The sequence below is a fragment of the Streptomyces sp. NPDC006516 genome (assembly GCF_040611875.1).
Classification (GTDB): Bacteria; Actinomycetota; Actinomycetes; order Streptomycetales; family Streptomycetaceae; genus Streptomyces.
The window spans coordinates 683284-697808 of record NZ_JBEXPD010000001.1 but is presented as its reverse complement, the minus strand read 5'-3'; the positions used below and the strand labels follow the sequence as shown (position 1 = coordinate 697808).

General features: G+C 71.6%; 13 protein-coding genes and 1 pseudogene. 10 read left to right on the top strand and 4 right to left on the bottom strand.

Annotated elements, in window-relative coordinates; genetic code table 11:
* Complete coding sequence (locus tag ABZY45_RS03025; RefSeq protein WP_356735466.1) at positions 1–426, bottom strand: peptidase inhibitor family I36 protein; 426 nt, start codon at positions 424–426, stop codon at positions 1–3.
* A 208-nt stretch (positions 427–634) separates the two neighbouring features.
* A complete protein-coding gene (locus ABZY45_RS03020; RefSeq protein WP_356735464.1) occupies positions 635–2245 on the bottom strand; it encodes an MFS transporter in 1611 nt (536 codons plus the stop codon).
* Between the two features lie 115 nt (positions 2246–2360).
* On the opposite strand from ABZY45_RS03020, the gene ABZY45_RS03015 reads away from it, so the two are divergent.
* The 8 genes from ABZY45_RS03015 (at position 2361) to ABZY45_RS02980 (ending at position 11567) form a co-directional block, all read left to right on the top strand.
* The gene (locus ABZY45_RS03015) at positions 2361–3029 is read left to right on the top strand and encodes a TetR family transcriptional regulator (protein WP_356735462.1); all 669 of its coding nucleotides are present in this window, start codon (positions 2361–2363) and stop codon (positions 3027–3029) included.
* 236 nt (positions 3030–3265) lie between these two features.
* Positions 3266–4477, top strand: a complete 1212-nt coding sequence (locus tag ABZY45_RS03010; protein ID WP_356735460.1) for an alpha/beta hydrolase — start codon at positions 3266–3268, stop codon at positions 4475–4477.
* A 117-nt stretch (positions 4478–4594) separates the two neighbouring features.
* Positions 4595–5506: a DUF4429 domain-containing protein gene (locus ABZY45_RS03005; protein ID WP_356735458.1), complete on the top strand. Its 912-nt coding sequence runs from the start codon at positions 4595–4597 to the stop codon at positions 5504–5506.
* 130 nt (positions 5507–5636) lie between these two features.
* The gene (locus ABZY45_RS03000; RefSeq protein ID WP_356735456.1) at positions 5637–6989 is read left to right on the top strand and encodes a sensor histidine kinase; all 1353 of its coding nucleotides are present in this window, start codon (positions 5637–5639) and stop codon (positions 6987–6989) included.
* Complete coding sequence (locus ABZY45_RS02995) at positions 6986–7666, top strand: response regulator transcription factor (RefSeq protein ID WP_356735454.1); 681 nt, start codon at positions 6986–6988, stop codon at positions 7664–7666. The genes ABZY45_RS03000 and ABZY45_RS02995 overlap by 4 nt, the downstream gene beginning before the upstream one ends.
* Before the next feature lie 233 nt (positions 7667–7899).
* Complete coding sequence (locus tag ABZY45_RS02990; protein WP_356736564.1) at positions 7900–8943, top strand: alpha/beta hydrolase; 1044 nt, start codon at positions 7900–7902, stop codon at positions 8941–8943.
* Positions 8940–10148 carry an acyltransferase gene (locus ABZY45_RS02985; protein ID WP_356735452.1) on the top strand — a complete coding sequence of 403 codons (1209 nt, stop codon included), beginning with the start codon at positions 8940–8942 and terminating at the stop codon, positions 10146–10148. The genes ABZY45_RS02990 and ABZY45_RS02985 overlap by 4 nt, the downstream gene beginning before the upstream one ends.
* 597 nt (positions 10149–10745) lie before the next feature.
* Positions 10746–11567 carry a hypothetical protein gene (locus ABZY45_RS02980; protein ID WP_356735450.1) on the top strand — a complete coding sequence of 274 codons (822 nt, stop codon included), beginning with the start codon at positions 10746–10748 and terminating at the stop codon, positions 11565–11567.
* A 58-nt stretch (positions 11568–11625) separates the two neighbouring features.
* On the opposite strand, the pseudogene ABZY45_RS02975 reads toward ABZY45_RS02980, so the two are convergent.
* A pseudogene (locus ABZY45_RS02975) lies at positions 11626–11822 on the bottom strand (LuxR C-terminal-related transcriptional regulator); the annotation flags it as partial.
* A 268-nt stretch (positions 11823–12090) separates the two neighbouring features.
* Between ABZY45_RS02975 and ABZY45_RS02970 the strand changes: the two are divergent.
* Positions 12091–12681, top strand: coding sequence for a VOC family protein (locus ABZY45_RS02970; RefSeq protein ID WP_356735448.1), 591 nt, complete (start codon positions 12091–12093; stop codon positions 12679–12681).
* A 10-nt stretch (positions 12682–12691) separates the two neighbouring features.
* Positions 12692–13480, top strand: a complete 789-nt coding sequence (locus tag ABZY45_RS02965; protein WP_356736562.1) for a MerR family transcriptional regulator — start codon at positions 12692–12694, stop codon at positions 13478–13480.
* Positions 13481–13507: 27 nt separating this feature from the next.
* Here the strand turns inward: ABZY45_RS02965 and ABZY45_RS02960 are convergent, their stop codons facing one another.
* Positions 13508–14524, bottom strand: a complete 1017-nt coding sequence (locus tag ABZY45_RS02960) for an aldo/keto reductase (protein ID WP_356735446.1) — start codon at positions 14522–14524, stop codon at positions 13508–13510.
* Position 14525: the final 1 nt, after the last annotated feature.

The following is a 14525-nucleotide window of genomic DNA, read 5'->3' as shown; positions in this document are numbered from 1 at the left end:
TCAGCTCTCCCAGATCTTGAAGGCCCGCACCGTGTACGGCGAGCGGGGCACCCAGGTGCCGCCTCCCGGGTAGGTCTCGAACTCTCCGGTCTCCGCGCATTCGGCCGACTGGAAGGTGGTGACGGGCCGACCTGTGCGGTTCACGAGCGCCTGCGCGTGCCGCCCCGCGGGCAGCGGGACGCAGCTCTCGATGTCGACGGTGGACAGCTCGTGGACCTGGGTCGCCCCGGTGAAGTCGGGTTTCGCCCAGAGGCATAGCTGCCCCGCCCCGCACGGGGCCATCCCCGCGGGTGCGGCCTGCGGGGCGCTGCGGGAGCGCTCGGTGACGGACGTCTGGTGGGCGGCGGGTTCGGCGCCGGAGGCCAGGGCCGCGGCCGGGACGAGTGCGGTGGCCGCCAGGGCGGCGGCGAGAACGGTCGTACGCATGGTGGATCAACCCCCGTGGTCGAGCGAGCCGGACGACTCGCATGTCCGCACTCTGACCTGCGCCGGAGCGGCTCGGGAAGGGGCCGGGTGGTGGACCACCCTGATAGGCGACAGCCCCGCCGGTAGCTTCCGGCGGGGCTGTCGGGTGTGCGGGGTTGACGCCCCGTGCCCGGCGGGGTGCCGGGACGCCAGGGGGGCCAGCGAGGGGTCAGATGTGGCCTGCGCCCATCCCCGCCTCGGCGTTCGCCCCCCGCTTGGTCAGCGTGGCGACCAGGGCGGCAGCCACGGCGACGATGCCCGCGACCATGAAGGCCGCGCTCATCCCCGACACGAACGTGTCATGGGCGACGTCCGCGATCTTGACCGCGAGTTCCGGCGGGGTGCCGGGGGCGACCGGCGGCATGCCGACCTTGACGGCGGCCGACGCCTGCTCGAACTGTGCCGGGTCGACCGGCGGCAGCTCCGCGGCCTTCCAGTTGCCTTCGAGCTTCGCGTCGACCCGCGCGGCCATGACGGCGCCCAGTACAGCCGTACCGAGGCTTCCGCCGACCTGCATGGCGGCCTGCTGGAGCCCGCCCGCGACACCGGAGAGCTCCATCGGGGCGTTGCCGACGATGACCTCGGTGGCGCCGACCATGACCGGCGCGAGGCCGAACCCGAGCAGGGCGAACCAGAGCGACATGGTCAGCGTGCCGGTGCCGATGCTCAGCTGCGACATGCCGAACATGGCGATCGCGACGGACACCATGCCGCCGACCAGCGGCACACGCGGGCCGAACCTGGTGATCGCGGCGCCGGCGAGCGGCGAGCCGACGATCATCATGCCGGTCAGCGGCAGCAGGTGCAGGCCGCTGTCCACCGGGCTCATGCCGTGCACGTTCTGCAGGTAGAAGGTGACGAAGAACAGGCCGCCCATGAAGGCGAACGCCATCAGCACCATGAGGACCACACCGGCCGACAGCGGCACGGAGCGGAACATGGCGAGCGGGATCAGCGGCTCGCGGACGTTCTTCTGGGAGAGCGCGAACACGAAGAACAGGACGAGGGCGGCCCCCAGGAACCCGAGCGTCTTCCAGTCGCCCCAGCCCCACTCCGAGCCCTTGATCAGCGCCCAGATCAGACAGAACATCGCCTGCGAGAGCAGCACGATGCCGCCGATGTCGAAGGACTTCGGCGCGTTCTCGGCGCGGTGGTCCCGGAGGATCACCAGGCCGAACAGGAGCGCGAGCACGCCCACGGGCACGTTGATGAAGAAGACCGACTGCCAGCTGACGTGCTCCACGAGCACACCGCCGAGGATGGGTCCGCCCGCGGTCGAGGCGCCGATCACCATGCCCCAGATGCCGATCGCCATGTTCAGCTTCTCGGCGGGGAAGGTGGCGCGCAGCAGCCCGAGCGCCGCCGGCATCAGCAGGGCGCCGAAGAGGCCCTGCAGCACGCGGAAGACGATCACCAGGGTCACGCTGTCGGAGAGGCCGATGGCCGCCGAGGCGGCGGCGAAGCCCGCGATGCCTATCAGGAAGGTCTGGCGGTGGCCGAAGCGGTCACCGAGCTTGCCCGCCGTGATCAGGGAGACCGCGAGGGCGAGCATGTAGCCGTTGGTGATCCACTGGACGTCGGCGAGCGAGGCGCCGAGGTCCTGCTGGATGGCGGGGTTGGCTATCGCGACGATCGTGCCGTCGAGCGCCACCATCATCACGCCGATGGCCACGGCGAAGAGCGTCAGCCAGGGGTGGCCGCGCAGTCCCTTCGCCGGTGCGGGAGCGAGGGTGTTTTCAGGCTCCCGCGGCGCCTTTTCGACAGTGGTCTGACTAGTCATGCGCAGGACATTATGTCAGCGGCTGACAGTTGACAAACCATTTCACGAGACAGTAACTGACACGTAGCCCGCAGGTAGGCTGAGCAGGCAAAAACGGCGGAAAGAGGTCCGGCACGTGACACGCAGGCAGACATCGGGTGCTCCCGTCGCCGGAGCTCCGGCCGGATTGCGTGAGCGCAAGAAGCAGCGCACCCGCGAGGCCCTGCTGCACGCCGCCCTGGAACTCTTCACCACACAGGGCTACGAGGGGACCACCGTCGACGAGATCGTCGAGGCCGTCGACGTCTCCCAGCGCACCTTCTTCCGCTACTTCGCGAACAAGGAGGCCACCGCGTTCGCCGTCCAGGACGCGGTGGACGCGCGCTTCCTCACGGAGTTGCGTCAACGTCCCGCCACGGAGGCCCCTTTCGAGGCAATGCGCAGGGCGGTCGGCAACGCCTGGGACGGCGTCGCGCAGGACACGGAGAACGACGCCATGCTCGAACTCCAGATCCGCACCTACCGGATGATCGAATCCACCCCGGCACTGCTCGCCGCACACATCCGCCGCAGCATCGGACTGGAGCAGCAGGCCGCCGCGCTGATCGCGGAGCGTGAGGGGATCGACGTCGAGGCGGATCCGCGCCCCCGGGTGGCCGTGGCCGCCTTCTCCGGGGTGATGCGGCTGAGCGGGCAACTGTGGGGCCGACGCCAGGACGCGGGGGTGGAAGCCCTGCGGGAGATGACCGAACGCCACCTGGACCACCTCGGACCTGCACTCTCCGCGAGCTGGCGCGCCGCGTAGGCGCACCCTTACGCGAGCCGCACAGGTGTGCCGCACTCCTCACGCCTCCCCCATGGCCGAAGTCACAAGGCGCGCGCCCGTACGGGCATTTCGGGCCCGCACCGGACCCTCCGTGCGCCGGAGCGTGAATCCCACGCACACGGAGCGTGAGGGAAAGGCGGCCAATTCCCCGCGGTCGGGTGATCCGTGTCACCCCTACGATGACGGCAAGTGCGCGTCTCCTAGGGTGGGGCGCAGTGACTTCCTTCGACTCCTCCCCCACGTTCACCGCATGGCGCGCGCTGCTCGCCGTGGCGGTCGTGTTCGTGATGCTGGCGACCACCGGGTGGACCGCCGTGCGCAACCAGCACTCCGACGCGCCGCGCGAGATCGCGCTGGCTTCCTGGGCGAAGGACCGGATAGCCGGTCACGCACTCCCGGACGTGAGTTCGCCCGCCTTCCGGCTGGCCCACTTCTTCGCGACGCTCACGGCGGGCCAGCAGGTCGCGCTCGCCGACAAGTACCCGCTGGTGGTGGGGAATCTGAACGGGGCGCCGGTCAGCCTGCGGTACCGGGCGAACCGGCACGCCCTCGCGCAGGCCGAGGAGTCCGAGGAGCAGCGGACCCTGGACACCCGTCTGTCACCGGACGGGCGCCATCAGGCGGCCCTCCGTCTCGCACGCTTCCGCTCCCTGCTCGCCGGTGACCGGCAGATCCTCACGTTCGATCCGTCGGGCCGCGGCCGGGCGGCCGAGGTCTTCGGCGATCTCGACCGGGCGGACCGGATCTCGGTGGTCGTGCCGGGGGTCGACACGAATCTGCTGACCCTGGAGCGCACCGGCGTCAAGGAGAACACGGCGCCGGTCGGGATGGCCCGGTCGCTGTACGCCGCGGAGCGCTCGGCGCGCCCCGGTTCGCACACGGCGGTCATCGCGTGGGCCGACTACACCGCGCCCGTGGGCATCGGCATGGACGCCGCGCTGGGCGGTCTGGCCTCGGAGGGTGCGGTACGGCTGAACGCGCTGGTCAAGGCGCTGCCAGGCACCTCGGACGTCTCCCTGTTCTGCCACAGCTACGGCTCCGTCCTGTGCGGGGTGGCCGCGCACGGCCTGCCCTCCCGGGTGTCCGACATCGCGGTGGCGGGCAGTCCCGGGATGCGCGCGGACAGCGCGGGCGCCCTGCACACCAGGGCCCGGGTGTGGGCCATGCGGGACGGCGACGACTGGATCGCGGAGGTGCCGAACATGGCGGTGGGAGGGCTCGGCCACGGCGCCGATCCGGTCGATCCGTCGTTCGGGGCCCGGATCGTGTCGGCCGGCGGCGCGATCGGGCACAGCGGTTATTTCGAGCCGGGCACCGAGAGCCTCGACAACTTCGCCGCCATCGGGGTGGGCGCCTATGACTCGGTCACATGCGCGAGCAGTGACCGTGCGTGCCAGCGTGAGATCTCCGGCGAGCCGGAGTCCTGACGCGCGTAGAAGGATGCCTGACGCGCGTAGAGAAGGGCGAACGGCCTGTCCGCCTGGTCGCGATTCTGCCTGTACCGAAGGGGGACGTGCGGGCCTGTGCCGCATACGATGAGGCACATGGGTGATGTGCTGGCCGGAATTCATGCCACCTGGGAGTTCGACACCGACTCCGTGCTCATCCGCTTCGAACGGGGGATCCGCGCGCCGAGACTCTTCCAGAGCCTGCGTGAACGCCGCATTCCGTATGCGGCGTTGTCGTCGGTGACGTTGACCCCGGGCAAGCGGGGCACGGTGGTCCTGCACGCGGTGCCGAGACCGGGGGCCGATCCGCTGCTGGAGGCCGCGGCCGGGCAGCTGAAGGAGAGCGGCGACCCCTACCGCCTGGTGCTGCCCGCCGAGAGCGAGACGCTCGCCGAGTATTACGCCGACGAGATGCGCGCCCTCCTCGGGGACGAGGCCTCGCTGCCGGCCGACCACTTCATGGTCACGGCTCCCGAGCCTCCGATGCACTTCAAGGCGTACGACGGCCGGGCCTCCTTCGACGGGAAGCTGGTCTCCTTCCGGTGGTTCTGGACGGGTGCCTCCAGCGCCAAGTGGAAGGCGGGCGACCAGTCCTTTCCCGTCGCGGAACTGGCCGGAATCGAGTGGCGTTCGCCAGAAGCCTTCGAGGGGTATCTCCGGCTGCTGCCCCGCGGCGCCGGGGCGGAGTCCGGCGAGGACGGCCCGGAACCCGACCCGCAGGGCGTCACTCCCCGGGTCCAGCCGGACCAGGACCCGGCGGCCGTGACGTTCGGCCTGGGCTACGGGCCGGTGCACGAGTCGCTGCCGTTCGCCGCGGCCGTCCTGGAGTCCGTCCGCCGGACCCAGTCCGTACCCGTCGCGACCGTTCCCGGCCCGGTGGGCGGAGCGCGGCGCGATCCCGCGGACATCGCGGAACGCATACGGCACCTCGGGGATCTGCATCAGGCCGGGCTGGTCACCGACGAGGAGTACAGCGCGAAGAAGGCGGAACTCCTGGCCGAGCTGTAGGGGGGCTACTGGACTCCGCGGGCGCCGGCCGGCGAGGCCGTCCCCTACCCAGGTACGGGGCAGGGCGCCCCGCGTTCCACCCCCCGGTATGACGCCGTCCGGCACGCTCCCTGCCTACCCTGACCCGACCATGACCACATCCTCCTCCGGGCCTCCGCCGCCCGCCGACGGCCTGCTGAGCGCCGCCCGCCGTAATCTGCGCGAGCTCGCCCAGGGGTTGTCCCACCCGTCCCATCCGCCGACCCCGCTGCTCGCCGGGTCCCCGAGGCTCTGGCTGCGGCTGCTGCCCTACGCGGTCGTGCTCGCCCTCGTCGCCGTCTTCGTCCCCGTGACGATCCAGGTGCTCACCGGCGACTACGGCGTGCCCGGCGGGATCGCCGGGGCCCTGGCCGTCGGACAGGCCGCTCCGCTGCTGATGCTGGCGCACCGGCCGCTACAGGCCTGGTGGATCGTCTTCACCGCCGATGTCGTGGGCGCGCTGGTGCTGCTGGGGCGGGGGGTGCCCCCGGACGCCCTCTGGCCGTGGTCCCCGCCGGCCGTCATCGGCTACCTCTTCGTGCTGCTGGCTCTCGGGCTGCGGGAGAGCCGGCGGACCGTGGCCGGCGTCTGGCTGGCGACGGGCGCGGCCGGTCTCGCCTTCCACCTGGCCGCACCCGCGCGGAGCGACGACAGCGCGCTGCTGCTGTTCGTCCTCGGCGGGGTGGTGCTGGTGATCGGGGCCGCCGTACGGGAACGGAGCGAGGCCCAGCGCCGGCTCGTCGAGCAGGAGACGATCAGCGAGGCAGAGCGGGCGCAGCGGACACTGCTGGAGGAACGCACCCGGATCGCGCGTGAACTCCACGACGTGGTCGCGCACCACATGTCGGTGATCACGGTGCAGGCCGACTCGGCTCCGTACCGGATCGGCGGGCTGTCCGACGAGGCGCGGGCGGAGTTCGCGTCGATCGCGGCGGGGGCCCGGGAGTCGCTGACCGAGATGCGGCGGCTGCTGTCGGTGCTGCGCAGTGACGGCAGCCGGGGTGAGCTCGCCCCGCAGCCCGGACTCGACCGGGTGCAGCAGTTGGTGGAGGCGACGGTCCGGGCGGGGCTCCCGGCCGAGCTCTCGCTGGCGTCGGAGGTGCGGGAGGCGGTGAAGCGGGGCGCCGTACCGCAGGCGGTGGATCTGTCGGCGTACCGCATCGTGCAGGAGGCGCTGGCCAACGTGGTCCGGCACGCGCCGGGCGCGCGCACCCGGGTGTCGGTCACGGCGCGCGACGGTCATCTGACGGTGCTGGTCGTCAACGACCCGCCCCGGGAGCCCGGTTCGCCCCTGGAGGTCTCGGGGACGGGACACGGGCTGGTGGGCATGCGTGAGCGCGTACGGTTGACCGGCGGCACGCTCGACACCGGCCCGCTGCCGGACGGGGGCTTCCGGGTGGCCGCCCGGCTGCCGTTGCCGCCGTCCGAGCCGCCCCCGGCACCCCTGACCCCGGAGGAACCGTGACCATCCGCGTGATCATCGTCGACGACCAGGCCATGGTGCGTGCCGGGTTCGCCGCGCTGCTCGCCGCGCAGAGCGACATCGACGTGGTGGGAGAGGCACCGGACGGGCGCCGGGGTGTCGAGGTCAGCAGGACGGTCCATCCGGACGTGGTCCTGATGGACGTCCGGATGCCGGAGATGGACGGACTGGCCGCCGCCCGCGCGCTGTTGAGCCCGCCGGCGGGGGTGGTGCACCGGCCGAAGGTCCTGATGCTCACGACCTTCGACGTCGACGACTACGTCTACGAGGCCCTGCGCGCGGGGGCGTCCGGATTCCTGCTGAAGGACGCCCCTCCGGCGGATCTGATCTCCGCGGTGCGGGTCGTCGCGGCGGGCGACGCGTTGCTCGCGCCGTCCGTGACCCGGCGGCTCATCGCGGATTTCGCGCGTCAGCGGCCGGCCGCGCCCACCGGCGGCCCGGCGCTGCGCCTGAACGCGCTGACGCCCCGTGAGACGGAGGTGCTGGAGCTCATCGCCCGGGGCCTGTCGAACCAGGAGATCGCGGCACGGCTGGTCCTGGCGGAGCAGACCGTGAAGACGCACATCGGCCGGGTACTCGCCAAGCTCGGCCTGCGGGACCGGGCCCAGGCGGTGATCTTCGCGTACGAGTCGGGCCTGGTGGCACCCGGCGAGACGTAGGCCCGTACCCGGGACGCGGGGGCGGCACACCTCACGTTCGGGGCCCGCCTCGGCGCGGGCCCGTGAACGTCCCGGAGGCCCCCGGCGCGGCGTAGGGCTGTCCCCCCGTACACCCCCTACCCCGGTACCACCCGGCAGTTGGCTCCGCAGGGTGACGCCCGGTCACCGGCCGTCCTCCTACCTTCCTCCCCGGCACACCGCCCGGTGTGCGCACGCCGTACGGGGAGGACACGATGCGCCGATACGCGAGGACGCTGGCCGCGGTCGCACTGGCGACCGCAGTGGTGACGGGAACCGCCGGCTGGGCGTCGGGAAACACGCAGCGGGCCGTGACGGGGCCGCCGCCCGGCAGCGCCGCCTGGCGCGCCGACGGCGTCCTGGGGCGGGAGCTGCCCGACCCGGACCGTGCGACCCCACAGCAAGTGGCCGCGTTCTTCGCGAGGTCGAGCGCGCAGGAGCGGCAGGAGCTGCTGGAGCGCCACCCATCGGTCGTCGGCAATCTGGACGGGGTGCCACTGGAGCTCCGCTACCGGGCCAACGCCCGTGCGCTGCGCTCCTCGTCCGACCCCCGGTACGTCCGGCTGGCCGCGCCCGGGCGGCAGATCCTCGCGTTCGACCCCCGGGGGCGCGGACAGGTCGCCGAGGTGTTCGGGGATCTGCGCTCCGCCCGCCATGTGTCCGTCGTCGTGCCCGGGTCGGACATCGACGCCGGGACCTTCGACCGGCGAGGCGATGTGTACGGCACCCCCTCGGGCATGGCGAAGTCGCTGTACGCCGAGACGGGCGGGGGCGGCGCGGTCATCGCCTGGGCCGGTTACACCACACCCGTCGGTCTGGGTCTGGACGCGGCGACGGGAACGCTGGCCGAGGCCGGCGCGGAACGGCTGACCCGTTTCACGGCGGGGCTCGCGGCCGACGGCCTGCCCGCGCCCGTCGTGTTCTGCCACAGCTACGGCTCGGTGGTGTGCGGGCTCGCGGCGTCCCGGCTCGGTGCCACGGATCTGGTGGTGCTCGGCTCCCCCGGGATGCGCGCCGACGACGTGGCAGGTCTGCGCACCGGTGCCCGGGTCTGGGCGGCCAAGGACGACACCGACTGGATCGACGACGTGCCGCATGTGGAGGTGGCCGGGCTGGGGCACGGTGCCGATCCGGCCGGCGCGGAGTTCGGGGCGAGGCGGGTGCCCGCCGAGGACGCGGAGGGCCACACCGGCTACTTCGCTCCCGGCACGGATTCGCTGCGTGCCTTCGCCGCGATCGCCAAGGGGGTCTCACGATGAGCGTGCGGCAGCTGATCTCCCGGATCGACGAACGGACTCCGGACCGTCGCGACCGCGCGGTCGACGGGCTGCGCGCCCTCGCCCTGCTGGCCGTGCCCACCGGTCACTGGCTGCTGGGCGGCTTCACCCTGGACGGCGAGGGCGCGCTGCACAACGCCAGCCCGCTCTCCACCTTCGCGGTGTTCGCCCCGGTGAGCTGGGTGCTCCAGATGCTGGGTGTCTTCTTCCTGGTCGGCGGCTACGCCTCGGTGCTCTCCTACGGGCGCAGGCCGTCCACCACCCGCGCCTGGCTGCGCGGCCGGATGGTCAGGCTGGGCCGGCCGGTGCTCGGGGTGACCGCCGTCTGGGCGCTGATGATCCCGGTGCTGTACGCGGCCGGAGTGCCCGAGGCCACGCTGCGTACGGGCGCGAAACTGGTCATCCAGCCGCTGTGGTTCGTCGGGGTCTACGCCGTCGTCACGGCGCTCACGCCGTACTGCGTGCGCCTGGCCGGAAAACTCGGCGGCTGGGCGGCGGCTCCGCTGATCGGCTCGGTCGCGGTGGTCGACCTCCTGCGCTACGGGCCGTACGCGGACGCCGTGCCGTCCTGGCTGAGCGTGCTGAACATCCTGCCGGGGTGGCTCTTCGCCTATCAGCTCGGCGTCTCGTGGGGGCTGGGCCGCCTCACCCGGCGCGGGGCCCGCGTGCTGCTCCTGGGCGGCGCGGTGCTGTTCGCCGTGCTGCTCGTCGTCTTCCACTACCCGGCGTCGATGGTCGGCGTACCGGGCGAGGCACGGACCAATTCGCATCCGCCGTCGCTGCTGGTCCTCGCGCTGGCCTCGGCGCAGAGCGGGGCGGCCCTCCTGCTGCACGGCCGCATCGGCAGGGCGCTGCGCCGCCCCGCGCTGTGGGCACCGGTCGTGGTGATCAATCTGTCCGCGATGACGATCCTGTGCTGGCACCAGACGGCGATGCTGGCCGCGGCCGTCCCCGCGTCGTTCGCCGGCGCGGTGCCGGGGCTGACGACGAGCCCGGACTCGGCCGGCTGGCTCCTCGCCCGGCCGGCCTGGATGCCGCTCTTCGCCGCCCTCCTCGTCCTGATCGCCCGCTACGCCCGCCGGTTCGAGGAGCCCTGGGAGGCGGGTACGCACGGCGCGAGAGTCCGGCGGGCCGCGGCGGGGCTGCTCGCGGCGGGCTTCGCGGTCTTCGCGCTCCGGCTGGCCTGAGGTCGCAGGGGGCCGGTGTCACGGGACGCTGTACGAGTAGTGACAAGTGGGGCGGGGGTTCGTTTCTCAGGCGTGAGTACATCTGATGCCCCGACAGCGACAGGAACCGGTTACGTCTCTTTCGTCTCGGGGCATTCACCGGGAAGAGCGAGAAGCGTGCCCGGCCCCAGGGCTGCGGAGCCCCGCCCCGAGGTGCAACCGCATGGGGTACCCCCGACCGCAAGCGGAACCGAAACGCCGATGTATGGGGAATTGATCAGGCTGTGGGCCGCTCGCGGGAGCACGCTCCCCGGCGTCCCTGATCCGGAATGGCACCGACTTGCCTCCTACCGACACCACCAGGAGGAGACAGATCGGACACTGCGGATACTTCACCTGCGCAGAGCCACACCGATCGGATGACCTGAAGACCGGAGAATCGGTCCCGGCGCACAGACAAAAAGCACGAACGACCGGGAAGACGGTGTGGACTGATATTCGCCAAGTATTACCCGGTAGGCCCAATCGGGTTATTTCAGGATTCCACTGACGCCTATTCGACCGCAGCGGCGTTGATCGACCGTGGAAGCCAGGGAGATGTGGGAGCGGCACGCCGTTTTGGCCGACGCCTTCTGCGGTGCGGACGACCGCGTGCGTGAGGCGCAGTCGGTATTCGACGGGGCCCAGGCGGAACGTGCGAGAACTCTTGCCGCTTTCGCCGTCACTGTGGGTAGCGATGCAGCAGTTGCCGAGTTGCTGGGACTGAACGAGCGCGAGGTACGCATTGCCCGCCGTACCGTGGGAAAGAGCGATGCCCGCTCGCTCGCCGGGGCACTGCTCAACCATCCACCGGCCGCTGGGCCGGAGGTCGGCCCGGCGAAGGAGGCCGCTTCCGACGACAGCAACCCCCTCCCCGCTCCGCAGGGCGTCGGGCCCGGGGTGAAAGTACCGCTGGAGTCCACGCAGTCGTCCATTCCGTCGCCCCGCGCGGAGCAGTTCCCCGCTCGACAGGCAGCACCTGCGAGGTCCACAGCAGTGAAGGAGTGGTCACACGCTCACGACTCCTTGCTCGTGGACGGCTGGAACAAGGGCACGGATGCCGCAGCCCTCGCCGCCCAACTCGGCATCGGGCTCACGGAACTGGTCTCCCGGGCCCAGTTGCTGTACACGAACGGCCACCTCACGCAGGCACGCCGCGACCGGGGCCGCCACCGACGCAGCACAGACGAATTCACCCAGAACGTCGAGACCGCCCACGGCGCGGACCGCTCCCTGTATCCGAGCTCGAGCGAGGCCCCTTCATGGCCGTCCCCGGTCGACGCCGCCGGGCAAGGTGATACCGCGCAGTACGCGCCTTACGCCCAGGGCGGCAGTGCATTTTTCTCCTCTCGCGTCGACATGACGCTCGGCAGTAACGGTTACCCGGCCCAGCAGAGGTGAGCTGACGACTATCCGGCGGAGCGCTGACACGGGCCTTCGGTGCGTGCGGGCACCCGGCTCAGCGACGTCCGTCGACCAGGCCGGATTCCCAGGCCCAGGCGGCGATCTCCACACGGTTACGGGCGGACAGTTGCTCTGCACATTGCCGAGGTGGGTCTTCACCGTGCCCACCGAGATGGACTGTTCGGCCGCGATCTCGGCGTTGGTCAGTCCTCTGGTCACCAGACGCACCAGGTCCTCCTCCCGTGCGGAGATCGCGGTGTGCGGCTTCCGGGCGGCGAACCCGGCGTTGTTCAGCATCGGCAGTTACCTCGGCTACATCCCCATCCTGGCCGGTGTCTGGGGCTCCGGGCTACCTTCACGTCTCCCAGATGCAGTCGATGCAGTGGCTCGGAGCCGGGATCATGTTCGCCGTCACAGCCGCCGTGGTCACCTTCGTCATTCTCTGGGGCCGCGAGCGGCTCCTGTGATCTACGGGCCTGCGCTTGACCCTCACGTCGCGTGAGGCCGGAGGGTGGTGCCCATGAGCGACTACTACAACGCGTTCGAGATCAGCCCCGTGCCCACTCCCGGCCCCGACGCGGTTCCGCCCGAGCCGTTCCACGGCATCTACGGCATGCCCGCGTTCGTGACGATCCCCACGAGCGATCTGGCGGCTTCGGTGGACTTCTGGGTGCGCGGCCTCGGGTTCTTCGAGCTGTTCAGCAGCCCGGGCGCGATCGTGCATCTGCGCCGGTGGGCCTTCCAGGACGTCCTGCTCGTCCCGGCGCCGGGCGTTCAGGCGCCAGGCGCCCCGGAGCCGGGCAGCCCCGCACCGGGCGCCCCGGAGCAGACACCGGCGATCAGCTTCAGTTTCGCGTGCGTGCTGAGCGAGATCGACTCCGTGGTCGAGGCCTGCCGTGCACTGCGTCCGGACTCGGTCGACGGCCCACGGGATACCTTCTGGAACACCCGCGACGTCACGGTCATCACCCCTGAGAACGCACGGATCGTCTTCACCGCGGCGAAACCGTACGACCCCGCGAGCCAGGAGGCCCGGAACCTTGAATCCATCGGGATCACCGCACCGGACGTCGGCGGCGACACCCAGGGTCAGCAGCTCCGGCCCCTCTGACGCCGACGGCCTGACCGATGGCCTGACCGTCGGTCAGGTCTCGTCACGTCTGGGCGTGACGGTCCGCGCGCTGCACCACTGGGACGAGATCGGTCTGGCGCGGCCGTCGCTGCGCACGGTCGCCGGTTACCGGCTCTACACCGCCGATGACCTGGAACGGCTGCACCGCATCGTCGTCTACCGCGAGACCGGTCTCGGCCTGGACAGGATTCGGGCGGTCCTGGACGACTCGGCCGTGGACGTGCCCGGCGCGCTCCGCGCGCAGCGTGCCCAGATCGCCGAACGGATCGAACGCCTCCAGCGGCTCAGCGCCGGACTGGACCGGATGATCGAGGCGCACGAGCGCGGTCTGCTGCTGACGACCGAGCAGCAGGCCGCGGTCTTCGGCCCCGCCTGGGACCCGGACTGGCCCGCGCGGGCACGGGAGGCGTACGGGGACACGACGCAGTGGCAGCAGTACGCCGAACGCTCGGCCTCCCGCGATGTGGAGGACTGGCAGACCGTCGCCGACGCCGTCACCGAGCTCGACCGCGCCCTCGCCGACGCGATGGACGCCGGCGTGGCACCCGGTGACCCGGAAGCGGACCGGCTCGTCGAGCGGCACCGCGAGGTCTTCTCCTCGTTCTTTCCGCTCACCCGGGCGATGCAGGTCTGCCTCGCCCGCAAGTACGAGGCCGATCCGGCGTTCGCCGCCCATTACGACGGCATCCGGACCGGCCTCGCCACGTGGTTCCGCCGCGTCGTCGACGCCGCCGCGCGCGCCCACGGCATCGATCCCGACACCGCGACCTGGGAGTAGCGCGCGGGCAGCCGGATCGCTCGACCGCTACTCGCGCACGGTGGCCGTGCTGCTCATGTCCGGGTAGCGGTCGCCCGCCACCTGGCCCCCGATGGGCTCCAGCAGCTCCAGCTCCTGCTCGGACAGGACCAGCCGGGTTGCCCCGAGGTTCTCCAGGAGCCGGCTGCGCTTACGGGTGCCCGGGATCGGCACCACGGGCAGACCGTGCACCTGCGCCCGCTGGTGCACCCAGGCCAGCGCGACCTGCGCGGCCGTCGCCCCGTGGGCCGCCGCGATCTTGTGCACGGGTTCGAGCAGGGCGGCGTTCGTCTTCGCGTTCTCGCCGGTGAAGCGCGGCTGGTGCTTGCGGAAGTCGTCGGACGCCAGGTCCGTGGCGGCGTCCGCGAACGCCCCGGTCAGGAAACCCCGGCCGAGCGGCGAGTACGGCACGACGGTCACCCCGAGCTCGACGGCCGCTGGCACGGCGCTGAGCTCCACGTCCCGGCTGAAGAGCGACCACTCGGACTGGAGAGCGGCGATCGGGTGCACGGCGTGCGCCTCGCGGAGCTCCGCCCCGGTCACCTCGCTCAGCCCCAACTGCCTGACCTTGCCCTCGCGCACCAGCTCGGCCATGGCGCCCACCGACTCGGCGAACGGCACGAGCGGGTCGCGGCGGTGCATGTAGTACAGGTCGATGACGTCGGTGTTCAGCCGGCGCAGGCTGCCCTCGACGGCCTCGCGGATGTACGCGGGGTCGTTGCGCACGCCCCGGTAGTGCGGGTCGTCGGTCCGCTCGATGGCGAACTTCGTGGCCAGCGTGATCTCGTCACGGTGCGCCCCGACGAACGGCGCGAGGAACGTCTCGTTCGCCCCGCGCCCGTAGATGTCCGCCGTGTCGAAGAGCGTGACGCCCGCTTCGAGCGCCGCCTCCAGGGTGTCCCGGGCCGCTGCCTCGTCGGTGTCGCCGTAGAACTCGCTGATGCCCATGCAGCCGAGGCCCTGCACACCGACCTGCGGGCCTCCGCCGCCGAGCTGTGCGGTCGCGATCTTGGCTGTGTCGCTCATG